Source organism: Corynebacterium sp. LaCa_205 (genome assembly GCF_057458085.1).
This window is the reverse complement of record NZ_CP190931.1, coordinates 2,128,720-2,154,798: the sequence shown is the minus strand read 5'-3', so window position 1 is coordinate 2,154,798 and position 26,079 is coordinate 2,128,720. Positions and strand designations below refer to the sequence as shown.

Genomic DNA, 26,079 nt, shown 5'->3' with positions numbered 1-26,079 from the left:
TAATCGCAAAAGATTGGTTAAGGCCAATTAATCCGTTTCGATGGGGAGCCCAGAAGCCTTCCACTTATCCGTGCCGCCATCCACATTGATGGTGTCCCAGCCCAGCGCATGTTCTAGATACTGGCAGACCTGCATGCTGCGACCGCCTGCGTGGCAGATTACGTAGATATCCTTATCTGGGTCGATTTCCTGGATGCGACCCGTAATCTCGCTCATCGGGATGTGGGTCGCGCCCTTCGCGCGCTCCACTGCCCACTCATCATTCTCGCGGACATCAATGAGCTGAGCGCCTTCTGGTACTTCGGTTGGTTGAACGTTTTTCATGCCTCATACCCTAGTCACGCATAGGTCCTTATGCTGCTCCGCGTGCCGCGTCCGAGAAGAGCCGTGAGGAACTAGGGACGGCGACAACATGCGAGCTCGGCCCGTTGCGTCAATTGTCTGTTCCAGCAGCTTTAGCTCTTGTCTCGCCAGATTTGTAGCCCAAACAGTTATCTGCTTCGGCGTTTAACCCCTTGTAGTCGAGGCTTAGAGTATGCCTTGGTCCAAATCCTTGGCATCCGCGGCGGATGTGCGCAGGGCATGAATTTCCAGCGGCAACTGAGATGAATTCAGGCGAACCCGTCTTGGTTGTGATTAGAGTGGCGTACAGCCCACGGTACGGCTTTCTGTTCATGGCGAGAGTGGGGCTTCTCCGCCACGCTTTCAACGCTCATCTGAATTGAAAGGGAAATTTTTGATGCAAAGTCTGGCAGAGATGCGGACAGAGCTTCGACAAGGCACGCTTGAAATCGATGGCATAACCATTGAAAGCGATATCGAGGTGAGCTTGGAGCCTCACACCGAATATATTGTCAACCTCGAATTTGAAGTTCGCCAAGGAACGGCTCCCACTGCAATGAGGCTTAGGACCTTTAGCGCTGAGTTCGTGCTCTTTGATAATGAGACAGAAAACAGCATTCGTCTTACCGATGGCGTTAGCAATAGCGCAGGCTTTCGTCTGCGAACCGGACAAAAGTCAGACTGGCTCAGTGTCTTTAACGAATACCTCCATAGTTACATGGAAGGAGTCGAACCTGGATACGAATGCATGACTGGTGATTCAGGAATTGTTATCACTGAGAGGGAAGGCGACACCATTCACTTTGCCTGCAACAACCGCAGTCCACGGGAGCAGCTAGCTTTTGAGGACGTCACCGGGACGCTGACACTTAGAAAAGTTGGTTCAGCGGAAGAGCATTCCATCGCTCCTGTAGAGGATGGATCGCCAATTCAACAATATTGCTTCATCGACAGCGGCGATGAAGCAATCGATGAAAAGAAGCTCGTTGATATTGCTACTGCGCTTTCGGGCAAGACCTCCCCGAGAAGCGAAGCGGTCACCACCTTAATTGACAGGCTTGAAGGGCTTAACTACACCATCATTTCTTCCGCAGGCAATGCTGTCACCATCGAAGTGGACATCTCGGATGAGGACACCACCGAATTCGCTATGATCGATGAGGCTCGACTGTGGAATCTCAACCTAGTGAAGGTTAAAACTCGCACCTTGCTGAATCAGAGCACAAACCGGCCAGAAAGTTAGGCCACACCTGCCCGGAATAAAAATGTGAAGGACCGCGTGATTCGTCGTGTTGAAGAACGGGTTCTGGCGGAGAGCACGCAGGTGCAAGCCGCGGATCTGGCTGTGGCACTTAAATCGTCGGTTCGTGTGAGGAGTCGATGTCGTTTTCTGTAAATAGCGTCGGAAATTGGGGGGTTCGCGCTCTATTTACCGTGAGCGTCGTGCGGGCTGCCCGCGGCGATTCTTGTGTGGCGCATCGGGTCAAAGTGACACACACGGCGCTGGCCCCGCGGAGGCCTGCGTGCGCGTTTTAACGGTGCGCGGAGAGGTACTCCAGAATCGCCTTGACGCGGCGGTTGTCCTCGCTGGGGTCTAAGCGAAGCTTGGTGAAGATGTTGGAGACATGCTTGGCCACCGCGGCGGCGGATAAAACGAGCTCGGCGGCGATGTCCTTGTTGGACTTGCCGCGGGACATTAATTCGAGAACCTCGCGCTCGCGCGGGGTGAGCTCGCCCAAGCCGCTGCGTCCGGAGCTCATGAGAGCTTGAGCCACGGTGGGGTCGATGACGGTGCCGCCCTGGGCCACCACGTCCAGGCTGGCCAGGAAGTCGCGCACCTCGGAGACACGGTCCTTCAAAAGGTAGCCGGTGCCGGCCTCGGGGGAGTCGAAGAGCTCCACCGCATAGGCCGGGGCCACGTATTGGGAGAGCACCATGACAGGCAGGCCCGGGTAGGCGTTTCTCAAATTCACGGCGGCTTTCAAACCATCGTCGCCCATGCCCGGCGGCATGCGTACGTCCGTGATGACGATGTCTGGCAGGTCGTCGCGCAGTTTATCCACCACAGCCTCGAGCGAAGGGGCAGAGGAAGCCTGGTCCACTACAGAGTGCCCGCGGCGCTCCAACAGGCCGGCCAGGCCCTCGCGCAGAATGGCGGAGTCATCCGCTACCACAATCCTTAAGCTCATCTTTTACACTCCTGGCTGTCCGCGATCGAGAAGAAGGGGAATGGACCCGGCCACCCGGGTCGGGCCGCCAGGCGGTGAGGACAAAGACATTTCTCCGCCGAAGGCAGCAAGACGCTCGGCCATCCCCGCCAGGCCGCGCCCGGGGACGACCTGTGCGCCGCCGGGGCCCTCATCCACCACGGTGATGCGCAGCGAATCGTCCGAGGTCACCAGCACCGAAACCGGCGCGCCCGGCGCATGCTTGGTCGCATTCGTCAAAGCTTCCGTGCCGAAGAAATAGCCGCAGGCCAGCACGGAGGCGGAGAGCTCAGGCAGAGAATGCGGGGCAAAGACGCTGACGTGGGGGCCGTGGGAGGAGGCGGCGTCGGCAAGCGCGGCGACCAGGCCGTGATCCTGCAGCACCTGTGGGTGAATACCGTGCACCGTGGCGCGCAGGGAATTCAGGCCGCGGTCCACGTCCTGCTTTGCGGCGGTGAGGAGCTCGGTGAGGCCAGCGGGGGCGTCGAGAAGAGCCTCGCCCAACTTCATGCTCGCGGCCACGAGGTATTGCTGCGCGCCGTCGTGCAGGTCGCGCTCGATGCGGGCGCGCTCGACCTCGTAGGCGTCCGCGATGGCGCGGCGCGAGGCCGTGAGCTGCGCAATCTGCTGCGCCTGCTGCTGCTCGTGCGTGGTGGGTTGGGGCTTCTTTCGGAACACGGTTCACAGCATATCGGGTGTCCCGAACTACAGGGGTAGTGCTGGCACTACCTTAAAGAGCAACGCTAGGGCTGTTCTTTCTGCGGGCCCGGCACGGTGAAATGAGAGACATGGCACAGATACTTTCCCTGACAGACATCACCAAGGACTTCGGCGGCGGCCCGGTGCTCGCCGGAATTTCCCTCGACATTGAACCGGGCGAGCTCGTGGCTGTCATGGGGCCGTCTGGCTCCGGCAAGTCCACGCTGCTGCACTGCATGTCCGGCGTGCTCACCCCCACGCACGGTAGCGTGCGCTACGGGGACGAGGAGCTCTCCGCGCTTTCCGACACCCCCCGCTCCCGCACCCGCCTGCGCAACTTCGGCTTCGTCTTCCAGGATGGTCAGCTGCTGCCGGAGCTCAGCAACGTGGATAACGTGGCGCTGCCAGCCATGCTTAACGGTATGGGGCGGGGTGCGGCCCGCAGGCGCGCGATGGAGCTTCTTGATCAGCTGGGCCTGGGTGGCCTGGCGGACCGCCGCCCGGCGCAGGTCTCCGGTGGCCAGGCTCAGCGCGTGACCATTGCGCGTGCGCTAGTGGCGAACCCAGGCGTTGTCTTCGCCGACGAGCCGACCGGTGCGCTGGATCAGTCCACCGGCCACGAGGTCATGCAGATGCTCACCACCATCGTGCGCCAGGCCGGGGCGAGCCTGGTCATGGTCACGCACGACCCGAAGGTGGCCGATTGGATGCAGCGCCGCGTGGAGATTCGCGATGGCATCATTCACGACGACCGCCGCCTGGGGGTGATTCGATGAACACCGCCACCTTGGTCTATGACCTGCAGCGCGAATCCATTCGCGCGCGCTCGGGCACGGGCATCGTCTCTCTATTGGCGATTGTGAGCCTGACCATCGGTTCCGCCATCGCCTTTTTGGTTGCGGGCGGTACCTGGATGTTTTGGGAGCGCGCCCAGCACGTCGAGGACGCCGCGCCCGCCCTCAAGGAGGCCTTTGGCAACGAGATGGAGGCCTTCCTCTATCCCTGGTTCGCCCTGGCTCTCTTTTCCTGCGCGTTCATCCTTCCCGCGCTGTTTAACCTCACCTCCCAGGCCGCCGTCCTGGGTGCGTCCGGAAGGGAGCAGCGCCTAGCCACCCTGCGCCTGCTGGGCTTAAGCTCCCGCCAGGTGGAGCGCATGGCAATTGTGGAAACCGGCCTCCAGGCGGTGATCGGCATCGTGCTCGGCGGGTTGATTAGCCTACTCGTCGCACCGGTCTTTACCCAGCTGGACTTCCAAATGCGGCCCATTGACCTGACAGAGATTCTGCTGCCCTGGTGGGGATATATAGCCGTGGCCGGCGTGCTCTTCCTCCTGGCCATCGGCGCGGCACTGTACGGCATGCGCCGCGTGCGGGTGAGCCCGCTGGGCGTGGCCAAACGCCAGATGCCCGCGGCCTACCGCTGGTGGCGCGCCATCGTCTTCCTCATCATCGTGGCAGTCGGCGGCGTGTTCCTCACGGGCAAGGCGGGCCCGCCCACCGCGATGGTCATCGTGGTCATGTTTGGCATGCTGATGAGCATCAACCTCATCGCGCCTTTCATCCTGCAGTTGGGCGCGCACGTCTTCTCCCTCTTCCCCGGAACCGCGCACTTCGTGGCCTGCCAGCGCGTGGCGGGCAATGCCCGCCCGGCATGGCGGCGCAGCGCTGCCATCGGCTTCTTCGGCTACCTGGCCGGCTTCCTCGTTGCCGCGCCCCTGGGCTCCGATGCCTTGGCCTCGGTGCTCGAAGAAGATCCCGGAATGAACGTGGTGTTCAAGGACATCTCCACTGGCGTTGTACTAACCCTCGTTTTCGGCTTCACGTTGACCACCATGTCCATCATCCTGGGTCAGGTTTCCGGCATCTTCGAGGACAAGGAGCTCATCCGCTCTCTGGATTTGATGGGCGTGCCGCGCGGCTTCCAGTTCCGCTCCGGGGCGCTGACCGTCATGGGGCCGGTCGTGGCCTTGAGCTCCTTCGGTTTTCTCTTCGGCGGCGGAATTGCTTCGCTGATGTTCTTCTCCAACGTCGAGCAAAGCGACGTCGATGTGAGCGCTCGCCTGCTTATGGCCTTCGGCTTCCTGGCGGTGGGCTGGGTGGTCACGCTTCTTGCCATTGTCCTTGTTGAACCGTTGCGCGGCTACGTGCTGCGCACAGGAGGTCGAAAAGAATGAAAAAAGAATGAAAACTGTACTGAAAATTCTTGGCGGACTCTTCAGCGTTGCCTTTATCGCGGTGTTCGCCGCCGTGTACTTCCTCGGCCCCTCCTATGGCGGGGCGCTGCTGGGCTAGCCCTATTTTCTTTTCAACGCCAGCGAAAAACACATCAACACCGCGGTGGTGGATACCGCAGCGTATACCGGAATCTATGGCGAGAGTGAAGAATTTCAGCGCGCCCGCGAGGCTTTGAAAGAGGACCCGACCAACGCGGAGCTCCTCGATGCCGCCATCGACGCCGCCTCCTCCGCCGAAGCCATCCTCCTGACCTTCCGCGGCCTGGACAACGTGCGCACCTTCGGCGAGCCGACCGCCGGCTACGCCTCCGCCAACGTGGTGCTGGATTACCCGGACGGCCGCTCGCTCATGCTCACTACTGCCAAGGACAAGGCGTGCACAGGTGAGGAGTTCGTCGAGGACCCCATCGCTCCTGATGCTCCGGAATCTGAGCTCGACGGCTGGCTTGCCTCCCATTGTGGCTTCTAAGGCGCGGTTTTCGTCCACAGGTGCCTTTAACGTTCACGGCAAATAACGCCCCGAAACACGCTATTTTTCGCCACTATGTACCGTGAACGACAGTGATTAGTCGGAAAACGCGAAAGGTACGCTTCGGCGCGCGGTGGGAAACCTCTTCGGTCCCCACCGTCTGCGGAAACGTACCTTCACAGTGCCGCCGTTAACGTGCGGCAGAAGCGCTTACTTGAAGCGAGCCTTAGCCTCTTCGAGGATCTTCTCTGCCTCGGCCTTGTCGCCCCAGCCGGAGCCGGATACTTCCTTGTTCGGCTCCAAGTCCTTGTAGTGGACGAAGAAGTGCTCGATTTCGTCCTTGATGTGCTGCTCCACATCGTCGATGTCCTGGTAGCGCTCCCAGCGCGGGTCATCGATGACGGCGAGTAGCTTGTCGTCGCCGCCGGCCTCGTCGGTCATCTTGAAGACGCCGACGATGCGGGCCTCAACGACTACGCCCGGGAAGACCGGCTCCGGCAGGATGACCAGGGCGTCGAGCGGGTCGCCGTCCTCGCCCAGGGTGTGGTCGATGAAGCCGTAGTCAGCCGGGTAGGCCATCGGGGTGAACAGGTAACGGTCGAGGTAGACCTTGCCGGACTCGTGGTCAACCTCGTACTTGTTGCGGGAGCCCTTCGGGATTTCAATGGTTACTTCAACGCTCACAGCGATGTCCTCCATGGGGGATTGGGTATCAATTACTGCCCATAGTCTAGCGCGTTGCGGATTCGCGCTAGGGTTAAAGGCAATGAAAACAAAGCATGTTTGGTGGTCAGCGACCGCGCTCGTGGTAGCGGCAGCGGTCGGAGGTACGGCTGCGCTTGGCGTTACCCTCCAGCGCGAATACGGCGATCTCTCACACGGAGAAGCGCAGGCGGTGCAGGCTCCTGAGGAGCCTTTGCGCACCGCCGAGCCGGGGGAAGCGGACCTGGATGCGCTAAGCGCGAAGCTGGACGAGCTCTCTAAGAATAAGGACCTTGCCACGTTCGGCGGCGAGGTAATTGATACCGAGACCGGAGACGTGGTGTGGCAGCGGGACGCGGATAAGCGGCTGACCCCGGCCTCGTCCACGAAGGTGCTCACTGCCGCGGCGGCGACGTTGGCGCTGGATGAGAACGAGAAAATCACCACTAAGGTCTACCGCGGTGCGAATGAGAAGAACGTGGTCATCAAGGCTGCGGGTGATGTATGGATGACCCACGAGCAGCTCGATGACTTAGCTGAGCAGATTTCTCAGAACATCGACCAGGTCGATGGTGTGTTCATTGATACCTCTGCGTGGAAAGGCGAGCCGCAGGCCCCGGGCTGGGACCCGGAAAACGTGGACGGCGGTTTCGTCGCGCCGATGGAACCGGCCATGCTCTACGGCGGGCGTTTGGGGACGACGACGGGGGATGTGCCGCGCAGCCATACGCCGGCTTTGGACGTCGCTAAGCAGCTGGGCGAACGCCTCGGCGCAAGCGAGGCAGGCATGGGCTCCGTGGCCGAGAATGCGCAGGAAGTAGCGAGTGTGGACTCGGCGCCGCTGTCGGACCGCGCCCGGGAGATGGTGCGGCACTCGGATAATGTCATGGCCGAGGCCATTGCCCGCGAGTTGGCTGTGTCCCGCGGTAAAGAGGCCAGCTTTGAAGGCGATACGCAGGCCACGCTCGAGGTTCTGCGGGAGCAGGGCTTCGACGTCGAAGACGTGGATATTAAGGACAATTCCGGGTTATCGGAAGACAATCGGCTCACGGCCGGGCTTTTGACGCAACTTATTAATGGGGCGGTGAAGGATCCGCACCTACGCCCGTTGGCGTCCTATCTGCCGGTGGCAGGTGGCGATGGCACCCTGCATGAGCGCTACGGCGATTCCGCGGCCAAGGGCTATGTGCGCGCCAAGACCGGCACGCTGACGGGCGTGTCGGCCCTGGCCGGCACCGCGCAGGGCAATTCGGGTCGCGTTTATGCCTTTGCTTTCCTGGTCAATGACGGCGATATCTTGGCCGCCCGCAAGGCCCAGGACGCGTTGGCTTCTGCGCTGCATGAGTTCTAAAAAGCCCTTTTGGCCGCGGGTCTCACCGCACTTTTTAGCTTGTCGACGCGGCGTGCGCGCCGCCTCCCTCAACCGCACCGTGGCGGTGGGACTTTCCGGAGGCGCGGATTCTTTGGCGCTGCTGGCGGCGCTGGTGGCTGAGGGGCACGACGTGCTCGCATTATGCGTGGACCACCGCTTGCAAGAGGGGTCGCGGGCGCAAGCCGAGCGCGCTGCTGAGCAAGCCCGAGAACTGGGCGCGCGGGCGCGGGTGCTCAGCGTTGAGGCCGGCGGGGCGGGTCCAGAGTCGATGGAGGCGGCCGCAAGGGTGGCGCGGTACCGGGCCCTAGCCGCCGCCAGTGCGGCCGAAGAGCTAGAAGTAGCCGTGGCGCACACGGCCGATGACCAGGCGGAAACGCTGCTGCTGGGGGCGCTGCGCGGGCGAGTGACCGGCATGAGCGAGCGCAGCGAGGTGGAAGGCGCCCGCGTGGTGCGCCCACTATTAGGCGTGCGCCGCGCCGATACCGAGGGCACCTGCGCGGAATTGGGGCTTTCGGTGTGGCAGGATCCGCAGAATGCGGACACGAATTTCCGCCGCGTGGCGCTGCGCCGCGAGGTAATCCCGCAGCTGAGCCGCATCATTGGCGGGGATGCAGTGCCAGCGCTGGCGCAAGCGGCACGTGACGCCGCGCTTGACGACGCCGCCCTCTACACCCCACCCACCACGGACTGCGCGGAGCTGGCGGCAATGGCAGAACCGCGGCGTCGGCGAGCGATCGCGGCGTGGCTAGTCAGCGAAGGGGTAGAGGTAACCCGGAGGGGAGTGGGGGACGTCGCTAAGCTGTGTACCCACTGGCACGGGCAAGGGCCGGTGGCTGTGCGATCGGCGCGGCAGGTGGGGCAGAGGTTGGAAGTAGCCCGTATAGGTGGCAAACTGGCACTGTTGTCTGGTCATTAAAGGAGCCCACTCGTGCACGACAAGAAAGACTTCGCCGTTCCCGCAAACCGCTACGGTGACGATGTAGAAGCAATCCTCATTGGAGAAGAGGAACTGCAAAACCGCGTCCAAGAACTCGCGGATATGGTCTCTGAAAAGTATGCCGACGCTGAGCAAGACCTGCTATTGGTCTGCGTGCTCAAGGGTGCGGCTTTCTTCCTTACGGACTTCGCGCGCAAGCTATCCATCCCTTCCGAGTTGGAGTTTATGGCCGTGTCCTCGTATGGTGCCTCCACTTCTTCTTCCGGTGTGGTGCGCATCTTGAAGGACCTGGACCGCGATATTGCGGGGCGCAACGTGCTTATTGTGGAAGACATTATTGATTCCGGCCTTACCCTGTCATGGCTTATTCGGAACCTGAAGGGGCGAAACCCAGCCTCGCTTGATGTGGTCACGCTGCTGCGTAAGCCGGAGGTAGTAAAGGCCGATATCGACCTTTTGGATGTGGGCTTTGATATCCCTAATGAATTCGTCATCGGCTACGGGCTAGATTATGCGGAACGCTACCGCGATCTGCCCTACGTGGGCACCCTTCACCCTGATGTCTACACCACCGACTAAAATCGCGCAGTAATGAAAAATAACAAGATTATTCGCTACGGCGGGATTGCGGCACTTATCCTTATCGCGCTGTACGCTTTTACCTTCTTTAGCAACGATGCCCGCGGCTACGTGCAAGCGGATACCTCCGTTGCACTGACCCAGCTTAAAGACAAAAACGTCGATGAGGTGGAAATTGATGACCGCGAGCAGCGCCTGCGCATCAAGCTCAAGGACGAAATCACGGTAGATGAGCGCGAAGGCGTGAAGGAGATTGTGGCCAAGTACCCGGCCCGCGCCTCCGAGCAGGTCTTTAACTCTGTCAAGGATTCTGGTGCCCAGAAGTACCAGACCAATGTCACGCAGGAATCCTTCTTGGGCTCCATGCTCAGCATGCTGCTGCCGATGATCATCCTCTTCGGTGTGCTCTTCTGGCTCATGTCCCGCATGCAGCAGGGTGCAGGCGGCATGTTTGGTATCGGCGGGTCCAAGGCTAAGGAACTGACCAAGGATATGCCGACCAATACTTTTGAGGACGTGGCCGGCGCGGACGAAGCCGTGGACGAGCTGCAAGAGATCAAGGACTTCTTGGATGACCCCACCCGCTACCACGACCTAGGCGCCAAGATCCCGCGCGGCGTGCTGCTTTATGGCCCTCCGGGTACCGGTAAGACCTTGCTGGCCCGCGCCGTGGCTGGCGAGGCCGGCGTGCCGTTTTATTCCATCTCCGGTTCTGACTTTGTGGAGATGTTCGTCGGCGTGGGTGCCTCCCGCGTGCGCGACCTGTTCAAGCAGGCGAAGGAAAATAGCCCCTGCATCATCTTCGTGGACGAGATTGACGCCGTGGGCCGCCAGCGCGGTTCCGGCACCGGCGGCGGCCACGATGAGCGCGAGCAGACCCTCAACCAGCTCCTGGTAGAAATGGACGGCTTTGGTGACCGTGAAGGCGTAATCCTCATCGCCGCCACCAACCGCCCGGACATCCTCGATCCGGCGCTGCTGCGCCCAGGCCGCTTTGACCGCCAGATTCCGGTCACCAACCCGGACTTGGCCGGCCGCGAGCAGATCCTGCGCGTGCACGCGAAGAATAAGCCGCTGGCAGAAGAGGTTGACGTAGCGCAGCTGGCCAAGCGCACTGCCGGCATGTCCGGTGCGGACCTGGCCAACGTACTCAACGAGGCCGCTTTGCTTACCGCCCGCATCGGCGGCAACGTCATTACCTATGACGCTTTGGAAGAGGCCACCGACCGCGTCGTGGGCGGCCCGCGCCGCCAGGGCAAGATCATCTCCGAGCACGAGAAGAAAGTCACCGCTTACCACGAGGGCGGACACACGCTTTCCGCGTGGGCCCTTAAGGATATTGAGCGCGTGTACAAGGTCACCATCCTGGCCCGCGGTCGCACCGGCGGCCACGCCATGACTTCGCAGGAAGATGACAAGGGCATGTACACCCGCGATGAGCTTTTCTCCCGCCTGGTCTTTGCCATGGGCGGTCGCGCGGCCGAGGAACTGGTCTTCGGTGCGCCGACGACCGGTGCGTCCTCCGATATCGAAAACGCCACCAAGATCGCTCGTTCCATGCTCACCGAGTACGGTTTCTCGCCGGAGCTCGGCACCGTGAAGTACGGCAAGGAGCAGGGCGATCCCTTTAGCCAGATGGGTGGCGGCGGCTCCATCGAGTACTCCGATGAGGTTGCTTCCAAGATCGATGAGCAGATGCGCTACTTGCTCGAGCGCGCGCACGAGCAGGCCTATGACATCCTGCGCAATAACCGCTACTACCTGGATAAGCTGGCAGAGGCCTTGCTGGAGAAGGAAACCCTGCGCCGCCCCGACCTGGAGCGAATCTTCGATGGCATCGAGCCACGCGAAGCCTTCGACGTTTTCCCAGGCGAGGATGATCGCTTCCCCCGCCAGATTGGTTATGCGCCGGTCAAGACCCCGGTCGAGCTGGCTAAGGAGCGCGGCGAGGAGCTGCCTAAGCGCATGACGCTTCTCGATGCCTCCAGGGCCGCCCGTGAGCGCCGCCTCGCCGGTGAAGAACCGAAGGGTGAAGTGGGCTTCAACTTTGGCCAGCACGCTGGCGATTACGTCGATCCGGACACCGCCCGCGAGTTGGGAAGCACCCCAACAAACCAGGGCAAGGAGTCCACAGACACCAAACGAGCTGGCGCACAGCCTGATCGGCCGGCTCAGCCTTCCGAACCCGCTGAGCGTCCGACGGCACGCCCTGCCGCACGCCCCGCTACGGGCGGCGGTAAGCATCACAAGCCGGATGCCGGCGCGGATGCTGAGGCTGAGACCAGCCAGTGGTTTAGCCCTGGCTGGGACGAGAAGGATCGCCGCAAGAATCCCTATGCGCGCGAGGACGACAAGCAAGAAGATAACTAATGCCTGATAATCACATTCCCGCCCGTGCCCCCTTCGACCAGGACCGGGCGGAGGCGGCGGTACGCGAGTTGCTCCTTGCAGTGGGGGAGGACCCCGACCGCGAGGGTTTGCGCGAAACCCCGGCCCGTGTGGCCCGCGCCTACCGCGAGGTCTTTGCCGGCCTGCACGAAGACCCAACCGAGGTCTTGCACAAGACCTTCGCCGAGGACCACCAAGAACTGGTCCTGGTGCGCGATATCCCTATCTATTCCACCTGCGAGCACCACTTGGTGCCGTTCTACGGCGTGGCGCACATTGGTTATATCCCAGGTAAAGACGGCCACGTCACCGGCTTGAGCAAGCTTGCCCGCCTAGCGGATATGTACGCCAAGCGCCCCCAGGTCCAAGAGCGCCTGACCCAGCAGGTCGCGGATGCCCTGGTGGAGGTCCTTGGCGCGCAGTCCGTCATCGTGGTCATCGAGTGCGAGCATTTGTGCATGGCCATGCGCGGCATCCGCAAGCCCGGTGCGACGACAACCACCTCCGCGGTGCGCGGAGGCTTCAAAAATAATGCCGCCTCTCGTGCAGAGGTACTCAGCCTGATTCGTAGCTAAATTCGGTTCACCATTAAAAGCCTTAAGGAGCACGCCATGCAGCAGGCAACCTCGGTTTCGGATCTGACCCGGAGCAATCGCACTCTGGTGATGGGCATCGTCAACGTTACGGAGGATTCCTTTTCCGATGGCGGCCGGTGGTTGGACTTTGATGCCGCCATTAATCACGCCCGCGAGCTCGTGGCGCAGGGTGCTGACATGATTGACGTCGGCGGCGAATCCACCCGCCCGGGCGCGGTCCGCGTGGAGGCGGACGTCGAGGAGCGCCGCGTGGTGCCCGTCATTCAGGCCTTGAGCAAGCTCGGCATCCGCACCTCCGTGGATACGATGCGCGCCTCGGTGGCACGTGCGGCGACAGCGGCCGGCGTGGACATGATTAATGATGTCTCTGGTGGCCTGGCGGATCCTGAGATGTATCGCGCGATGGCCGAGGCCGGCGTGCCCGTGTGCCTCATGCACTGGCGTACGCTGCAGGAGGGCGCATTCGGCTCCGCGGCCGGCAGCGCGGATCACGGCGGCGATGTGGTGCGCGATGTGCGAGAAACCCTAGAACGCCTGGCGAATAACGCGCTAGACGCCGGCGTGCGCCGCGATAATATCGTGCTCGATCCGGGCTTGGGCTTTGCCAAAACCCCGCAGGATAATTGGGCGTTGCTCAAGGCCCTGCCGGAGTTCCTCGGCGGCGAATTTCCCCTCCTGGTAGGAGCATCCCGTAAACGCTTCCTGGCCGCCATTCGGGAGGATCGCGGCGTGGAGTCCAGCCCGCTGCTGGCCGATCCCGCTACCGCGGCCGTAACCGCCATTTCCGCCCAGATGGGGGCGTGGGGTGTGCGCGTGCATGAGGTTGCTGTCTCCCGCGACGCCGTGGATGTGGCGGCCGCTTGGAACGCCGGCAATGACTACACAGGCGGGGTCAACGCCAGCGGCAGCTATAGCAATGGCGCTGATGGCAATGGAACTATGAAGTCCACGGCTCTATCACGTAAACCTGAGGAGTAAATCATGGCAGACCGCATTGAACTCACCGGCCTGGAATGCTTTGGCTACCACGGCGTCTTTGAGGAAGAAAAGCGTACCGGCCAGCCTTTCATCGTGGACATCACCTGCTGGTCCGATTTCGCCGAGGCCGCCGCTACCGATGATCTGACCAAGACCATCAATTACGCCGAGCTTGCCGACGTCGCTGCAAACATCATCGAAGGCCCCGCCCGCGACCTCATCGAGACCGTCGCTAGCGAGGTGGCCGATACCATCATGGCTACCTTCGAGGGCCTGCACGCCGTCGAGGTCACGCTTCATAAGCCGAAGGCACCGATTCCGCGCACTTTTGCCGATGTCGTCGTGGTCGCCCGCCGCTCCCGCAAGCACGCGAGGACGCTCTAATGCGCGCGGTGCTATCCATCGGATCCAATATGGATGACCGCGTGAAGCTATTGCGCACGGTATTCGACGAATTCGCCGGCGACATTGTTGCCGCCTCGCCGGTCTATGCCACCCCGCCGTGGGGAGTAACGGACCAGGACGAATTCCTCAATGCCGTGCTCATTGTGGATGTGGACGAGTCACCCAAGGAACTGCTGCGCCGCGGGCAGAAGCTCGAGGAGGCCGCGGAGCGGGTGCGGGTGCGTCACTGGGGCCCGCGCACGTTAGACGTAGACATCGTGGACATCGAGGGATACACCTCCGATGACCCGGAGCTCACCGTCCCGCATCCTTATGCCCACGAGCGCGCCTTCGTGCTGATTCCCTGGTTGGCGGCCGATGGTGGTGCTAGGTTGAGTGGGGAGGGCGTCGCCAAGCGGGTGGCAGCACTCGACCCGAAGGAGCGCGCCGATATTCGCCGGTTGGGCATGATGGAGGAGCTATGAAACGGACCTCGTTGGGTGCCCTCATTGGCACCGGGGTCTTCTTTGCCGCCGCCGCGGCCATCCTCACTACGCGTTTTTATGGCTCCATGCTGCACATCCCAGTGACGGTTTCGGCCACGCTGTGGCTCATGGCGGTCATCTGCTTAGTGCTGACCTGGAAGGTGGACCAAGCCACCGAGGACGAGCATGGCATCGGCCTAGATAGTTCGCAGCTTAATCCCATGACCATCACGCAGTTCATGCTGGTGGGCAAGGCCTCGGCGTGGACCGGAGCCATCGTGGGGGGAATCTATGCAGGCGTGGCCGTCTACGTTATCCCCAACGCCGGCACGCTTGCGGCCGCCTCCGATGACCTGGTGGGGGTCATTGCCTCGGCGCTCGGTGGCCTTGCCATGTGCGCTGCTGGCCTGCGGCTGGAGCGACACTGTGAGACCCCGCCCCCACCAGATGGGGTACAAACGGTACATTAGTGAGCATGACTGAGCCGCGCTCTTCTTCTCACACTACTTCCGCCAAGACGTCCAAGCCGGATCTGGGCCAGATCGGGCTCATCGTCCTCGTGGTGCTGGCCGTCCTAGCCAGCATCGTCATGCTGATTTCCGGCTCTGCCGCAGCGCTAAAGATTGCGCTCATCGCCGCCCTATGGGCCGCTGTGCTCGGCTTCTTCCTAGTGATGCGCTACCGCCGCCAGGCCGAAGAATCCGTGACCAAGCTGGAACTGCAGGAGCGCGCCCACCGCGCCGAGCTGAAGCAAGCCCGCGCGGCCGATGGCCAGCCCCTACCGGACCAGGAACTGCTCGATGAGATCCGCACCGAGCTGGCGTCCATCCGCAAGCAGATTGAGGATCTTTCCGGCCACGAATTCACCTATGAGCCGGCCGCCCTACACGCAGAAGCCCGCCGCATCATGCAGCTGGAGGCCCAGACCGCGGCCGCCGCGCGCCCGGATGCGGAGGAAGGCAACGTGGACTTCACCCAGTCTTCTTCCGGCGCCCCGTCCGCCGATGCTATCGCCGGCCGCCTGGGGAACCAGCCGTCCGCGGCGCACGCTGAGTCCAACCCACTCAATGACATCATTAGTGAAAAGACGCGCGCGCAGCGTACCTCCGGCAAGTCTTCTGGCGCCTCTACCTTTAATACCGGCGGTTTCCAGGCCGTGCGCTGGGATACCGGTGGCGATGACTCCTTGAAGACCACCCACGCTTCCGCCTCCAGCGAGCACCACGGCAGCCACCGTAAGCCGGAGGCTGCGACCACGGCCAATGACGAGACCCAGGACATCCCGCAGCAGCCGGCATCGCAGCGCGATGAGCGTGCGGAGTACCCGGGCTCCGGCCAACACGTGGCCCCAGAAAAGTCCGAGCCAGTGCGCCAGAAGGCAGCCCGCTCCCATCACCGCGCGGCCGCCGAGGAGCCCGATTCCCGCGGACGCCGCCGCAGCGACGATAAGCGCGAAGGCGCGGTTTCCGTGGCCGAGCTATTGGCCCAGGCGAAGAAGGATAAATAAATGCGCCCGCCACGCATGCGGGTAGCCCTCTTCGGCCGGAGCCTGGCTGGCTTTACCTTGGCCAATGCCATGGAACGCGCCGGCCATGAGGTGCAGATGCTCTCGGACCCGGCCGAACTTGCCTCTTTTGAGGCCCTCATCATCGCCGTGGGCGATGCCCGTCTGGAAGCTACCGTGGAGTTACTCGAGCCACACGTCCATCGCGGACTAATCGTCTTCCACACCTGCCTTTCGCGCGGAGTGCAGGTATTGGATCCCCTGGAAACCCACGGCTGCGTTGTCGCGGCGCTCGCCCCATTTACACTGAAGCGCTGGGCGGTGACCACCCTGGATGAGTTGGGCGAGACCGTGGTGGAACTTAATATCGCCGAGTTTTACGCAGAGACCGTAGCGCTTTCCGACGCCGAACGTGCCCCCTTTGCCGCCCGCGCCTACTACGCCGAAATGCTGCGGCGCTTGCATATCTCTGCGGCGGTTGATGCTCATTTCCTCTCGCCCTCAGAAGAGCCACCCCTGGTGGGTGAGGACATGGACACCGAAGAAATTATCGCCGCCTACCGCGGCGCCACTGACCCCGGCTTGCGGCGCAGCTACGTGGAAGTTGCCCGCCGCCTAGGAGAGGTGGACGGCCGCGAAGAGCTAGAAATGTGGGCCCTACAAGAGGAGAGCCGATGAGCCTGGAGCTGGGAAACGCTACCGTCATCAACGATATTGAGCGCATCCGCATGGTCGGTAGTGCTTTTCACAAGACTGGCCGCCCGGTCGCCTTCGTGCCGCTGACTACCGGCGTGCACGCCGGTCATATCGCGCTGGTGCGCGCGGCGAAGCGCATCCGGGGCGCCGTTACCGTCGTGGCCCTGCAGTCCCCGCAGAAGGAGGACCTTGAGCTTCTGCGGGCCGAAGGAGTGGACATCGTGTGGGAGTACTCGCCCGAGTCCTTGTGGCCACACGGACGCCGCATCGCCGTAGCACCGGCCGACGCCGCCACCGCTCTCGAGCCGGATCTCAGCGGGGATCTCACGCTTTACCTCGCGCTCATTTTGACGCTTGCGCCAACCGACGTCCTTTTAGGCGAGAAGGACTACGAGCTTCTCCTTGCCATCCACCATGCGGTCCAGGACTTCCACCTAGGAGTCCGTGTGCAAGGCGTACCCGCTGTGCGCATGCCCGACGGCGTGGTAATGAGCCTGCGCAATACCCACGTGCCGGCCGAATCCCGCGAGCAGGCCGCGGCACTATCTGCCGCGCTCACCGCTGGCGCGCACGCCGCCGAGGCCGGTGCGCAGAAGGTACGTGAGGTTGCCGCGGAGGTGCTTCGCGCCGCGGGGGTTGAACCCGAGTATCTCGAGGCGCGCGGTCGAGATTTAGGGGCCCCTCCCGTAGAAGGTGATGCCCGCCTGCTTGTTGCCGCGACAATCGGTGGCGTCCGGCTCATCGATAATGTGGGCCTGCCGCTGGGCATCGGTTTTAATAATATTGAAGAACACGAAGCCAAGGCCGAGCTCGAACGCGAACAGCAACGCGAGCAACAGCGCGCACAAGATGCCGCTTCCCAACAGCTATCGGAGGACTAATGACCGATATCCAGATCCGCGACTTAGACCCGCGCGATGAACCCCAGGCCATTTCCTTTGCCATTGAAGGCATGCATCTGCACTGGTTTGTGAAAAATCCTCGCTTCGAGCGCGCCTATGGCCGCTATTTTTGGGATTTAGAGCGCGCCAAGGCCACCGATATCCTGGCCGCTTATGATGGTGACCGCTTTCTCGGTGTACTTTTAGCCTCCATGAAAGGCAAGCCTGCGTTGCCGTATCCATGGTGGCGCAAGGCTTATGTCCATGCGGTGGAAATCTTCAATAACCTACGCCCCGGCGGGCACCGCGATGACTATGATGCTGCCAATAAGGACATGCTGCTCAAGTACCTAGGCGAGCATCCCATTGATGGCGAGATCGGCTTCCTCGTCGCCGACCCTAACTCCGGTGTGAGCGGCGTGGGCACGGCGCTGCTTGAAGCCTTCGAAGCCCGCCACGCGGGAAAGAATGTCTACCTGTTTACCGATGACGGCTGCACTTATCAGTTCTATGACGCCCGCGGCTTTAGCCAGGTAGGCGAGCGCACCATAGCGGTCAACGAGGACCGCGACTTGGTGTGCATGCTCTATGTGCGCCGCTTGGGCGCACCGCAGGCCTAGCGCGCCAGCGCTCCCATCGGGTCCCAAGCCGGCAGGGTGGTCACGGACTCGGACTGCAGCGCCGCTTGGTATTGCTCCGGCAGGCGGGAGGGGTGCACGGCAATTTCGAAGACAAACTCATCGAACCAGTCATCCGCCATGGTCCAAAAGCCCTTATCGGCCTTCTTTGGGCCCCAGGAATTCTCCACGCGCCAGCTCTGTACTGCGCCCTCTTCGGCGATATCGGCGCCGGTAAACACCATCGCGTGGGTCATCATGGACTCGTGCAGGCGCAAACGCTGTGCCTTGTCCAGATCCATCTCCACGCCGTAGAAGGCCTCATAATCGTGCAGGTGCTTGGCCCACACGCCGTGCTCATCATCGGATTGCTGGTCAGTATCGCAGCCGAACCACACTGGCTGGCCATCGTTGATGGAGTCACGCGCGGCATCGCGCAGCACCTCCACCGGCGCGTTCAGATAGGTTACGCGCTCGCCGGCCACATTGCCCAGGTATTCCACGGTGTAGAGCTTGCCGTAGGCATTGCGGGGATCATTGACCACGCACACGTACTCACTGAGGTCTGCGGGCAGGTATTCCTTGGCAAACTCCTGCGGGGTAAAGGTGCCCGCGCGGTGGAACTCATCATCCTTATCGCGATATTGCCAGACAAAGTCCTCCGGCGGCAGGCCCAGGTTGGCGGTGAGGATACGGTAGACGTCGGCAAGCGCCTGCTTGTGCGCGCCCTCTTCGCCGCTGCGGATCCGGTGCGCGGCGCGGCGCAGCACGGTCTGCAGGTTACGGTTCAACATCGCCGTGGCCTCCGAAGAAGCGGTTTCCGGCATGGCGTACTGCGGTACTACACCGTATTTTTCCACCAGTGCGACAAACATGGACCACTGTCCGCCGTCATCGATCGGATCATCCATGAGCTTGGTTACGGTGCGGTCCGTAATATCGCGGTCCTTCAGCTCAGCCATGGCGCTAAGGAACCAATTGGCCTTCTCGAGCTTGTCAAAGAAGTAAATATAGGTCTGGGAAAGCTCAAAATCTTTAAGCTTGGCCTTGTCCATCAGCCCACCGCGCAGGGAATTCAGGCCGGCAAAAATCCAGCAGCGGCCCGAAGCCTTCTGGTCGGCCACGCCCCAGGAATCTAGCTTATGGCTGGTCACCCGGTTAAGGGTGTGCAGTACCTCGCGGTCGAGGCTGAGCTTATCGACGCCTTCCTGAGCCACCCCATTGCGTACCAAGCGCAGCGTGGCATCACTGGCGAGCTCAGCATTGGCGGCATGAACCTCGTTCGGGTTAATCTCGGTCATTTCTCGATTCTCCTTAGTTCATCCGGTCCCAGAGGGGAAGCTCAATCGGTTCGGTATCTAGCGCCTGAGAAAGCTCATCGCTCAGGTGCTCCTTGCGCACGGCGATGTGGAAGACGTTCTGGTCAAACCAGGCATCGGACATGGTGGCAAAGCCCTTGCCGGGCACATCCTCGCCGTCTTCCTTGCGTGGTGGCTTGGAGCCCCAAGAGTTCTCCACGCGCCAAGCTCGGTCCCCATCCACACCGGTGAGCGCCATCGCGTGGGTAGGCGCGGTCTCGCCGGAGGTAAAACGCTCCTCCTTAGTCATGGTGGAATCGATGCCGTAGAGGCCATCGGTATCCACCAGTCCCTCGTCCCATACGCCGTTGAGGAAAGAGAATTGACGGTTGACGTCGCAGCTAAACCACACCGGCTCGCCGGCGGCTAGGCTGCGCTTGGCGGTCTCCTTGAGCTTTTCCACGGTGACGTTTAAGTACTCTTGTGGCGCGCCACCCAGCACATTGCTTTCATCGGCGCTGCTAAATACGCGATGCTTGGGGTTGGTGGAACGGGGGTCATCAGCCAGCACCACGAACTCGTCGAGGTGGGGTAGGTATTTCTTGGCAAACTCGCGCGGGGTGGAGTGCAGGCGCACGAATTGCTCGTCCTTGGTGCGATACGCCCAGGTAAATTCCTCGGGCGGGGTGCCCAGGTGGATGGCCAGGATGCGGTGGAAATCTTTGCGTGCCTGAGCAAGGATGTCCTCGCGCGGGCCATCTAGCGCGGCGGCGCGACGCACCACCGTGGCGAGATCGCGGTTCATTTCCGCGGTATGTCCAGACGAGCGGACCTCCGGCATGACCTCGGCAGGTACCACGCCGTACTTGGCCACCAGGTTGCTAAAGAAGCACCACCAGCCGCCGTCGGCTCCAGCGTGGTCGAGCACTGCGGCCACGGTGTGCTCATCCCAACCAGCGTCCTTTTTATCCAGCAGCTGATTGAGAACCAGGTTGGCCCGCTCCAGCTTGTCAAAATACTGCAGATAGGTGAAGGAAAACTCGAAATTATCTACGTTGAGTTCCTGCGCAGCGCGGTGGCGGAAGACGTTTAACGCAGCGAACATCCAGCAGCGGCCGGAGCGCTTTTGATCCGTTACATCCAAGCTATCCAGCTTGGTTTCCGTGGTGGGGTATAAGGCGGTAATGCGGTCGCGGTCAAGCGCCGCCTTGGCCGCGCCAACGTTGGTGATGGTGTTGCGGGCCAGCCGCAGCCGTGAATCGGCCGCAGCCTCCTTGCGCAACTGGGACAGGTATTCCTTGGTGAGCAAAGTCATATTTCGGTTTTAGCAGACTAGAAATCCTGATGGGGCTGGTTGGGAGAAGAGCTAGAGAAATTCCGCCAGCTTTTCGACGGCCCCCGGAGTCCCCACTTCCTCCGGCAGCCACGGAACCTCGCGCACTGGGGTCTGCGGGAGCTTGGCGCGCAGAAGTGCGAGCGCCTCATCTTCGGCCGCGCGACGGGCGGCGAGGAATTCTCCCTGGTTGGCAGGGGTACGGCGGTTAACCAGCATGGACCCCACGCGCACGCCATTTCCGGTGAGGTCCGCGTGGAACTCGGCTGACTCGAGTACGGGCAGGCGCTCGGCGGTAAGGACAATATGGAAGACCGTGCGCGGTGAAGTCAGCGCCGCGCGCAGCTGGGAAAAGCGCTCGCGCCGCTGGAAAAGAGTGGCGCGAATTTCCTGATTGCGCCGGTCCACGGGGTCATTATTCGCGCTGTTGCCGGGCGACATTCCGCGTACCAGTGAGCCAAATTTATCGGACTTCTCGCGCCGGGAAAGCAACCCATCGGTATAGGCGGCCATGATTTCTGGCAGAGCCATTAGCCGCGAGGTATGCCCAGACGGGGCGGTATCGAAGATGAGGAAATCGACGTCGGACTCTTCGCCGACGAGCGCCGCGATACGCTCCAATAGTGCTGCCTCCTGCGTGCCGGGCGATTGCCGGGCCAAGTCCAGGTGCTTTGTGACCTCGCCGTGCAGATGCTCGGGCATGAAACGGCGCATCGCAGAACCTACCTGCGCAAGATGTTGTTCCGTGGCGCGCGCCGGGTCGATCTCGATGGCGGAGAGGGAAGGGGTGAGGGCCACGGGGGCATCGCCAAGCGCGGTGCCAAAGATGTGTCCCAGGTTGTGCGCTGGGTCCGTAGAGACCAAGCAGACGCGGTGATCACGGGACAGGCGCAGCGCGGTGGCGGTGGCCAAGGTGGTCTTGCCCACCCCGCCCTTGCCGCCAAAGAACATGATGGGGGCGGTCTCTAACAACATTGAATATTCTCCAGCGGGGATCTTTCCATTCCCATGCGCGTATGCCAGGCGTGGAAATCCTCATAGACCAACGGCAAAAGCTCCAGGGTGTAGTAACTGGCCGGGTTGGGAATGCCCAGAGCCTCCGAGGCCACCAGCATCATGAAGAGATCGTCTTCCTGCTGCTGAGCCCTGGCAAAACTGGCGCGGTACGGGGCCTGGTAGAACTCGTTGAGACCGGCCCCGAAAGCCCTAAGCTTGTCGAGCATGCTCGGGCAGCGGGGCGTCAAGATCAGCATCGGACCACTCCAGTGGAGCCTCCTTGCGGGCACGAGAGATGGCACCGACGGCCTCCACAATGACCCAGATGGTGGCCACCACGATGATGGCGTCCATGCAGAACAGCAGCCAGTTCTGGCTAGTAAATAGCGACTTTAGCTGCAGGAGCGCGGCCCACAGGGACATGGCGGTAACGAAGATGAGCGGGATGACCACTGGCCACGTCGGCCGACGTAGGTGGGTGAGGATGACTACCACGATGGCCAAGGAGAGTCCTGCCATGAGCTGGTTGGTGGTACCGAATAGCGGCCAGATGGTCATGCCGCCCGAGCCATCCACGCCGGCGGAGAAGGTCAGCCCAAAGGCCAAGCCCACCGCAATGACGGTGGCGGCCAAAGCCTTGATGCGTACGCCTATGATTTCGCCGATTTCTTGGACCACCAAACGCTGCAGGCGCACACCCGAGTCCATCGTGGTAGCCGCAAAAAGCACGGCCATGGTGGCCAAGATGGTGCCGGAAAGGGAGGTAGGAATACCCAAGCCCTCATTCATGAGCGCGCCGCCGCCTTGCACAAAGGCGTCCACGCCGCCGGCGTTCCACTCGGAGTAGATTTCTTCCCACTGCGCGGCGGTCTTGAAGCCAGCGGTAGTAGCGATGATGGTGCCCAGTGCGAGCAAGCCCTCGCCCACCGCGCCGAAGTAGCCCACAAAGCGCACGTCGGTTTCTTTATCCACCTGCTTGGAAGAGGTACCGGAGGCCACCACGCCGTGAAATCCGGAGACAGCGCCGCAGGCGATGGTGACAAAGAGCAGTGGAAAGATGCCCGGGGTGCCGTCTGGTACGTTATCGCGCAACGCTGGCGCCATAATTGAGGGCCGAGTGATAAGGAAAGACCCGTACAAGATGGCCAAACCTACGAAAAGCTGCAGGCCGTTGATGTAATCGCGTGGCTGCAGCAGCACCCATACCGGCAGCATCGAAGCGATGAAGGCGTAGATGAATAACAAGATGATCCACACGCCGTTGGCGGGAATCCCCAGGACGGTATCCGGCAAGACCACGGGAACGCGGTCACCGATGATCATCAGCGCGTAGAGCGCGATCACACCCACGATAGATACCAGCGGTAGGTTCCACTTCAGGCGGTAGATGGCTTGGCCGATAAGTAGCGCGACGGCGATGGCGCCCCACGTGGGAATGACGGCCGTGGGAGTGGATACCAACAGGTTGGAGATGACCACTGCGAAGGCAGTATTCACCATCAAAAGCAACAGGAAAATGACGATGAGGAAGAGGTTGCGCCCGCGCTTGCCGATATAGCGCCCAGACAAGGTACCAATGGATTGGCCCTTGTGGCGTTGGGAGGCCCACAGAGCGCCGAGATCGTGCAAACCTGCGAAGAAGATGGTGCCGATGGTCACCCAGAGAAAGGCCGGTACCCAGCCCCAGATAACGGCTACGGCAGGACCGATGATCGGTGCTGCACCCGCTACGGAAGTGAAGTGGTGCCCCCACAGGACGTATTTATTGGTCGGGACATAATCCACGCCGTCTTCCATGGTGTGGGCCGGGGTGGAGTAATTCGGGGATAGCCGGAAAATTCTTCGCCCTAGGAATTTGGAGTAGAGCAGATAGCCGGCGACCATCATCGCGATACCGATGACGGCGAGGACAAGAGAGTTCATAGTGTGTGTCTCCTCACAGACGGGCAGGTGGCGTGCATCACACGTGCGAATAGTATGCCATAACTCACATATGTGTTTGCCTGTGGGGGAGACCGATGGGTGGATTTATATTTGAAGGGTACCCGGAGACTTTTGGTTCAGTCGCCGTGGATAGACGAAAGCGCGGCCCTTGCTCGAGCAGGAACAAGGGCCGCGCGGTGGGTACTTAAACCAGGTGGTGGTTACTTCTTATCGACGCCGATATTGCCGTCCTTCTTCCACACCACAACCACTGCCGGGCGTGGGGTGGACTTGCCACCGTCAGGCCAGTGAGAGGTCTGCTTTTCAAAGGTGGCATCATCGGTTTCACCTGGGTGCTGGACGTTGACCATCACGCGCTCATCGGTGACGATGGGGCCACAGGTCTCGGCACCTGCCGGAACGGTAAGGAAGCACTTCAGCTCACCGCGGGTATCGCCCTCGGTGGTCACCGCGTAGAGGCCATCGTTGGACTCCAACGCGTTACCGTCGGTGGAGATCCACAGATTGCCGTGGCTATCGAAGGCCAGGTTATCCGGGCAGGAAATCGGGGAGACCTTCTCCTTGTCAAAACCACCGAAGTAGGTATTAGCCTCCTTCGGATCGCCACAGACCAAGAAGAGGTTCCAGGTGAACTTCTCGCCAGCGTGGTCATCTTCAATCTCCATGACCAGGCCGTTCTTGTTCTCCTTGATAGGAGCCCATTCCATAGGCTCTTCCTTGTTCTTCTTGGCGTTCTCGCCGGTAGCGCCACGGTACTTATTGTTGGTCAGGGCAACGTAGACCTTCTCCGAGTCTGGGTGGACCTGCATATCCTCAGGGCGGTCCATCTTGGTCGCGCCCACCTTATCGGCGGCCTCACGGGTGTAGACCGCAACCTCTTCTGCAGACATGCCGTCGACGTGGGACTCGAACTTATTGTTTTCCGTATCGGAGGTCAGCAGCTTAATCCACTTGCCCTCGCCGTCGAAGGCACCGTCTTCGGGCAGTACGCCGGAGCCGTCAATCTCGTCGGCTGGGGAGTTGCCCTCTACCTTGGCTACGTACAAGGTGCCGTGGTCCAAGATGGTGAGGTTGTGCTCGATGTCGCCCTCTTTGTACTTCTTGGTGGAGATGAACTTGTAGATGTACTCGAAGCGGGAGTCATCGCCGGCGTAGCACACCACGGTGCCATCGGAGGCGATGTGGATGTTGGCGGCCTCGTGCTTGAATCGGCCCAGAGCGGTGTGCTTGACCGGGGTGGACTTAGGATCTAGTGGGTTAATCTCGACGATCCAGCCGAAGCGGTTCGGCTCGTTCGGCTCCTTGGAGACGTCGAAACGCTTATCAAAGCGCTCCCACTTGCGCTGGGACTCGCCATCTTCCATGCCGAAGCGCTCTAGGGACTCCTGCGCCTTCTTGTCATCCAGCTTGGCGTGAGCGAAGTACTGGTCAAAGTTCTCTTCGCCGGAGAGCATGGTGTTCCACGGGGTGATGCCACCGGAGCAGTTACTCAGAGTGCCCTTGACCTTCTTGCCCGTCTTATCGGCGGAGGTCTTCACAAAATCGGAACCGGCAGCCGGGCCGACCAAGGTGAATTCGGTGGTGGCGGTAATGCGGCGGTTGAGCGGGCCAAACTCGCGCTTGAGCTCACCGGTGTTTCCTACCTTGGATACTTCCACGATGGAGTGGCCGTGGCCAGCCCAGCCAATCTTGGCCTGCTCTTCGGTGGGGTTGTCCGCATCGTAGTTGGGGAACATCTGCGGCTCGGTGGTGTACTCGTGGGAGCAAACGTAGATAAGGCGGTTGTCATCGTCCGGGTGCTCGATGAGGCCGGCGAAGTCATTGTTGAATCCGAACTGCTTCTCTGCTGCCTCGGCGGTCTGATTCTTGTCATCGAATTCCGGCGCGTCCTTAAACAGCGGATCGCCCCACGCGATGAGCACGGACTGCTCGTAGCCATCCGGGATGACTACTTCGTCCTTTTCATTCGGCTGTACTGGGTCAAACTTCATGCCCTCTGCGGAGGTTAGCTCGACGTTCGCCTCAGAGGTCTTGCCGCCCTTGCCCTCGGAAGAAGACGCCTCAGTAGAAGCATCGTCTGGGCTAGAGCAGGCAGCCAGCGCGGCGCCGCCGCCGACGGTTACGACGGACAGGCTGCCCGCGCGCAGGGCGGTACGACGGGAGAACTGATCACCGAAGTACGGGTTATCGGACTTGTTCTCGCACTCTCCGAAGCACGCATTGCCACACTTGTAAGTGCAGGTCAGACTGGAACGAGAGGATGCGAAGAGACTAGAGAGAAGATTGCGGCCCTTAAGCGCCATGGGTATTGCTCCAAAAATGTCGAAAAATATTGATTGCATATGGGGACAGCCATATATAAAAGGTCATCTTCGTAACTGTGTGTTGACCCCGAGGTGACAGTGAAGTGAATTATGCGTAAATCCTTTCCCGGGAGAG

Annotated in this window: 27 protein-coding genes; 17 read left to right on the top strand and 10 right to left on the bottom strand. The window is 61.3% G+C overall.

Annotated features, from left to right (window positions below; translation table 11 throughout):
• Positions 1–27: 27 nt before the first annotated feature.
• Complete coding sequence (locus tag ACP8J1_RS10410; RefSeq protein WP_023019946.1) at positions 28–324, bottom strand: rhodanese-like domain-containing protein; 297 nt, start codon at positions 322–324, stop codon at positions 28–30.
• A 415-nt stretch (positions 325–739) separates the two neighbouring features.
• Between ACP8J1_RS10410 and ACP8J1_RS10405 the strand changes: the two genes are divergently transcribed.
• On the top strand, positions 740–1,585 hold the full coding sequence (locus ACP8J1_RS10405; RefSeq protein ID WP_302517647.1) for a hypothetical protein: 846 nt from the start codon (positions 740–742) through the stop codon (positions 1,583–1,585).
• Between the two features lie 289 nt (positions 1,586–1,874).
• Here the strand turns inward: ACP8J1_RS10405 and ACP8J1_RS10400 are convergent, their stop codons facing one another.
• Positions 1,875–2,531, bottom strand: coding sequence for a LuxR C-terminal-related transcriptional regulator (locus ACP8J1_RS10400; RefSeq protein WP_023019944.1), 657 nt, complete (start codon positions 2,529–2,531; stop codon positions 1,875–1,877).
• Between the two features lie 3 nt (positions 2,532–2,534).
• On the bottom strand, positions 2,535–3,227 hold the full coding sequence (locus ACP8J1_RS10395) for a sensor histidine kinase (RefSeq protein WP_023019943.1): 693 nt from the start codon (positions 3,225–3,227) through the stop codon (positions 2,535–2,537).
• 110 nt (positions 3,228–3,337) lie between these two features.
• Here ACP8J1_RS10395 and ACP8J1_RS10390 point away from each other — a divergent pair, with 110 nt between their 5' ends.
• The 3 genes from ACP8J1_RS10390 to ACP8J1_RS10380 all read left to right on the top strand — a co-directional run bounded on the left by ACP8J1_RS10390 (position 3,338) and on the right by ACP8J1_RS10380 (position 5,950).
• Entirely contained in the window at positions 3,338–4,024 is a 687-nt protein-coding gene (locus ACP8J1_RS10390; RefSeq protein ID WP_023019942.1) for an ABC transporter ATP-binding protein, read from the top strand.
• Entirely contained in the window at positions 4,021–5,421 is a 1,401-nt protein-coding gene (locus tag ACP8J1_RS10385; RefSeq protein ID WP_023019941.1) for an FtsX-like permease family protein, read from the top strand. Before ACP8J1_RS10390 ends, ACP8J1_RS10385 begins: the two co-directional genes overlap by 4 nt.
• Before the next feature lie 163 nt (positions 5,422–5,584).
• Complete coding sequence (locus ACP8J1_RS10380; RefSeq protein WP_023019940.1) at positions 5,585–5,950, top strand: S41 family peptidase; 366 nt, start codon at positions 5,585–5,587, stop codon at positions 5,948–5,950.
• A 210-nt stretch (positions 5,951–6,160) separates the two neighbouring features.
• On the opposite strand, the gene ACP8J1_RS10375 is transcribed toward ACP8J1_RS10380, so the two are convergent.
• Positions 6,161–6,634: an inorganic diphosphatase gene (locus ACP8J1_RS10375; protein ID WP_023019939.1), complete on the bottom strand. Its 474-nt coding sequence runs from the start codon at positions 6,632–6,634 to the stop codon at positions 6,161–6,163.
• A gap of 82 nt (positions 6,635–6,716) precedes the next feature.
• On the opposite strand from ACP8J1_RS10375, the gene dacB reads away from it, so the two are divergent.
• Genes dacB through ACP8J1_RS10310 form a run of 13 tightly spaced genes read left to right on the top strand, consistent with a single transcriptional unit; the run spans position 6,717 to position 18,072 of the window.
• Complete coding sequence (gene dacB / locus ACP8J1_RS10370) at positions 6,717–8,003, top strand: D-alanyl-D-alanine carboxypeptidase/D-alanyl-D-alanine endopeptidase (RefSeq protein WP_023019938.1); 1,287 nt, start codon at positions 6,717–6,719, stop codon at positions 8,001–8,003.
• Positions 7,993–8,940: a tRNA lysidine(34) synthetase TilS gene (gene tilS, locus ACP8J1_RS10365; RefSeq protein ID WP_034655534.1), complete on the top strand. Its 948-nt coding sequence runs from the start codon at positions 7,993–7,995 to the stop codon at positions 8,938–8,940. Before dacB ends, tilS begins: the two co-directional genes overlap by 11 nt.
• 12 nt (positions 8,941–8,952) lie before the next feature.
• Positions 8,953–9,540 carry a hypoxanthine phosphoribosyltransferase gene (gene hpt, locus ACP8J1_RS10360; protein ID WP_023019936.1) on the top strand — a complete coding sequence of 196 codons (588 nt, stop codon included), beginning with the start codon at positions 8,953–8,955 and terminating at the stop codon, positions 9,538–9,540.
• A gap of 12 nt (positions 9,541–9,552) precedes the next feature.
• Positions 9,553–11,910 carry an ATP-dependent zinc metalloprotease FtsH gene (gene ftsH / locus ACP8J1_RS10355; RefSeq protein WP_023019935.1) on the top strand — a complete coding sequence of 786 codons (2,358 nt, stop codon included), beginning with the start codon at positions 9,553–9,555 and terminating at the stop codon, positions 11,908–11,910.
• Positions 11,910–12,503 carry a GTP cyclohydrolase I FolE gene (folE, locus tag ACP8J1_RS10350; protein WP_023019934.1) on the top strand — a complete coding sequence of 198 codons (594 nt, stop codon included), beginning with the start codon at positions 11,910–11,912 and terminating at the stop codon, positions 12,501–12,503. Before ftsH ends, folE begins: the two co-directional genes overlap by 1 nt.
• Before the next feature lie 36 nt (positions 12,504–12,539).
• Positions 12,540–13,502, top strand: coding sequence for a dihydropteroate synthase (gene folP, locus ACP8J1_RS10345; RefSeq protein WP_023019933.1), 963 nt, complete (start codon positions 12,540–12,542; stop codon positions 13,500–13,502).
• Positions 13,503–13,505: 3 nt separating this feature from the next.
• A complete protein-coding gene (gene folB, locus ACP8J1_RS10340) occupies positions 13,506–13,886 on the top strand; it encodes a dihydroneopterin aldolase (protein WP_023019932.1) in 381 nt (126 codons plus the stop codon).
• Entirely contained in the window at positions 13,886–14,371 is a 486-nt protein-coding gene (gene folK, locus ACP8J1_RS10335) for a 2-amino-4-hydroxy-6-hydroxymethyldihydropteridine diphosphokinase (RefSeq protein ID WP_023019931.1), read from the top strand. Before folB ends, folK begins: the two co-directional genes overlap by 1 nt.
• Positions 14,368–14,841, top strand: coding sequence for a DUF3180 domain-containing protein (locus tag ACP8J1_RS10330; RefSeq protein WP_023019930.1), 474 nt, complete (start codon positions 14,368–14,370; stop codon positions 14,839–14,841). Before folK ends, ACP8J1_RS10330 begins: the two co-directional genes overlap by 4 nt.
• Positions 14,842–14,846: 5 nt before the next feature.
• Positions 14,847–15,878 carry a DUF6779 domain-containing protein gene (locus ACP8J1_RS10325; RefSeq protein WP_023019929.1) on the top strand — a complete coding sequence of 344 codons (1,032 nt, stop codon included), beginning with the start codon at positions 14,847–14,849 and terminating at the stop codon, positions 15,876–15,878.
• Entirely contained in the window at positions 15,879–16,553 is a 675-nt protein-coding gene (locus tag ACP8J1_RS10320) for a 6PGD fold domain-containing protein (protein ID WP_023019928.1), read from the top strand.
• Positions 16,550–17,452, top strand: coding sequence for a pantoate--beta-alanine ligase (locus ACP8J1_RS10315; RefSeq protein WP_023019927.1), 903 nt, complete (start codon positions 16,550–16,552; stop codon positions 17,450–17,452). Before ACP8J1_RS10320 ends, ACP8J1_RS10315 begins: the two co-directional genes overlap by 4 nt.
• Positions 17,452–18,072, top strand: coding sequence for a GNAT family N-acetyltransferase (locus ACP8J1_RS10310; protein ID WP_023019926.1), 621 nt, complete (start codon positions 17,452–17,454; stop codon positions 18,070–18,072). The genes ACP8J1_RS10315 and ACP8J1_RS10310 overlap by 1 nt, the downstream gene beginning before the upstream one ends.
• On the opposite strand, the gene ACP8J1_RS10305 is transcribed toward ACP8J1_RS10310, so the two are convergent.
• The 6 genes from ACP8J1_RS10305 to ACP8J1_RS10280 all read right to left on the bottom strand — a co-directional run bounded on the left by ACP8J1_RS10305 (position 18,069) and on the right by ACP8J1_RS10280 (position 25,943).
• Positions 18,069–19,370, bottom strand: a complete 1,302-nt coding sequence (locus tag ACP8J1_RS10305) for a C1 family peptidase (protein WP_023019925.1) — start codon at positions 19,368–19,370, stop codon at positions 18,069–18,071. The two genes, ACP8J1_RS10310 and ACP8J1_RS10305, sit on opposite strands and share 4 nt — an antisense overlap.
• A gap of 13 nt (positions 19,371–19,383) precedes the next feature.
• Positions 19,384–20,682, bottom strand: a complete 1,299-nt coding sequence (locus tag ACP8J1_RS10300; protein ID WP_023019924.1) for a C1 family peptidase — start codon at positions 20,680–20,682, stop codon at positions 19,384–19,386.
• A gap of 51 nt (positions 20,683–20,733) precedes the next feature.
• Positions 20,734–21,675, bottom strand: coding sequence for an ArsA family ATPase (locus ACP8J1_RS10295; protein WP_023019923.1), 942 nt, complete (start codon positions 21,673–21,675; stop codon positions 20,734–20,736).
• On the bottom strand, positions 21,666–21,923 hold the full coding sequence (locus ACP8J1_RS10290; RefSeq protein WP_034655984.1) for a cory-CC-star protein: 258 nt from the start codon (positions 21,921–21,923) through the stop codon (positions 21,666–21,668). Before ACP8J1_RS10290 ends, ACP8J1_RS10295 begins: the two co-directional genes overlap by 10 nt.
• Positions 21,907–23,619, bottom strand: coding sequence for a carbon starvation CstA family protein (locus ACP8J1_RS10285; protein WP_023027769.1), 1,713 nt, complete (start codon positions 23,617–23,619; stop codon positions 21,907–21,909). Before ACP8J1_RS10285 ends, ACP8J1_RS10290 begins: the two co-directional genes overlap by 17 nt.
• Positions 23,620–23,840: 221 nt before the next feature.
• Positions 23,841–25,943 carry a PhoX family protein gene (locus ACP8J1_RS10280; protein WP_023019920.1) on the bottom strand — a complete coding sequence of 701 codons (2,103 nt, stop codon included), beginning with the start codon at positions 25,941–25,943 and terminating at the stop codon, positions 23,841–23,843.
• Between the last annotated feature and the right edge of the window lie 136 nt (positions 25,944–26,079).

What these genes read in the sequence shown, in the direction of transcription:
- folK (WP_023019931.1), top strand. Translation starts at nt 13,886, where the DNA reads ATGCGCGCGGTGCTATCCATCGGATCCAATATGGATGACCGCGTGAAG.
- ACP8J1_RS10405 (WP_302517647.1), top strand. Translation starts at nt 740, where the DNA reads ATGCAAAGTCTGGCAGAGATGCGGACAGAGCTTCGACAAGGCACGCTT.
- ACP8J1_RS10330 (WP_023019930.1), top strand. Translation starts at nt 14,368, where the DNA reads ATGAAACGGACCTCGTTGGGTGCCCTCATTGGCACCGGGGTCTTCTTT.
- ftsH (WP_023019935.1), top strand. Translation starts at nt 9,553, where the DNA reads ATGAAAAATAACAAGATTATTCGCTACGGCGGGATTGCGGCACTTATC.
- ACP8J1_RS10305 (WP_023019925.1), bottom strand. Translation starts at nt 19,370, where the DNA reads ATGACCGAGATTAACCCGAACGAGGTTCATGCCGCCAATGCTGAGCTC.
- tilS (WP_034655534.1), top strand. Translation starts at nt 7,993, where the DNA reads ATGAGTTCTAAAAAGCCCTTTTGGCCGCGGGTCTCACCGCACTTTTTA.
- ACP8J1_RS10320 (WP_023019928.1), top strand. Translation starts at nt 15,879, where the DNA reads ATGCGCCCGCCACGCATGCGGGTAGCCCTCTTCGGCCGGAGCCTGGCT.
- ACP8J1_RS10325 (WP_023019929.1), top strand. Translation starts at nt 14,847, where the DNA reads ATGACTGAGCCGCGCTCTTCTTCTCACACTACTTCCGCCAAGACGTCC.
- ACP8J1_RS10390 (WP_023019942.1), top strand. Translation starts at nt 3,338, where the DNA reads ATGGCACAGATACTTTCCCTGACAGACATCACCAAGGACTTCGGCGGC.
- ACP8J1_RS10300 (WP_023019924.1), bottom strand. Translation starts at nt 20,682, where the DNA reads ATGACTTTGCTCACCAAGGAATACCTGTCCCAGTTGCGCAAGGAGGCT.
- ACP8J1_RS10315 (WP_023019927.1), top strand. Translation starts at nt 16,550, where the DNA reads ATGAGCCTGGAGCTGGGAAACGCTACCGTCATCAACGATATTGAGCGC.
- ACP8J1_RS10400 (WP_023019944.1), bottom strand. Translation starts at nt 2,531, where the DNA reads ATGAGCTTAAGGATTGTGGTAGCGGATGACTCCGCCATTCTGCGCGAG.
- ACP8J1_RS10295 (WP_023019923.1), bottom strand. Translation starts at nt 21,675, where the DNA reads ATGTTGTTAGAGACCGCCCCCATCATGTTCTTTGGCGGCAAGGGCGGG.
- ACP8J1_RS10280 (WP_023019920.1), bottom strand. Translation starts at nt 25,943, where the DNA reads ATGGCGCTTAAGGGCCGCAATCTTCTCTCTAGTCTCTTCGCATCCTCT.
- folB (WP_023019932.1), top strand. Translation starts at nt 13,506, where the DNA reads ATGGCAGACCGCATTGAACTCACCGGCCTGGAATGCTTTGGCTACCAC.
- folE (WP_023019934.1), top strand. Translation starts at nt 11,910, where the DNA reads ATGCCTGATAATCACATTCCCGCCCGTGCCCCCTTCGACCAGGACCGG.
- ACP8J1_RS10385 (WP_023019941.1), top strand. Translation starts at nt 4,021, where the DNA reads ATGAACACCGCCACCTTGGTCTATGACCTGCAGCGCGAATCCATTCGC.
- ACP8J1_RS10310 (WP_023019926.1), top strand. Translation starts at nt 17,452, where the DNA reads ATGACCGATATCCAGATCCGCGACTTAGACCCGCGCGATGAACCCCAG.
- ACP8J1_RS10285 (WP_023027769.1), bottom strand. Translation starts at nt 23,619, where the DNA reads ATGAACTCTCTTGTCCTCGCCGTCATCGGTATCGCGATGATGGTCGCC.
- ACP8J1_RS10410 (WP_023019946.1), bottom strand. Translation starts at nt 324, where the DNA reads ATGAAAAACGTTCAACCAACCGAAGTACCAGAAGGCGCTCAGCTCATT.
- folP (WP_023019933.1), top strand. Translation starts at nt 12,540, where the DNA reads ATGCAGCAGGCAACCTCGGTTTCGGATCTGACCCGGAGCAATCGCACT.
- ACP8J1_RS10290 (WP_034655984.1), bottom strand. Translation starts at nt 21,923, where the DNA reads ATGCTCGACAAGCTTAGGGCTTTCGGGGCCGGTCTCAACGAGTTCTAC.
- dacB (WP_023019938.1), top strand. Translation starts at nt 6,717, where the DNA reads ATGAAAACAAAGCATGTTTGGTGGTCAGCGACCGCGCTCGTGGTAGCG.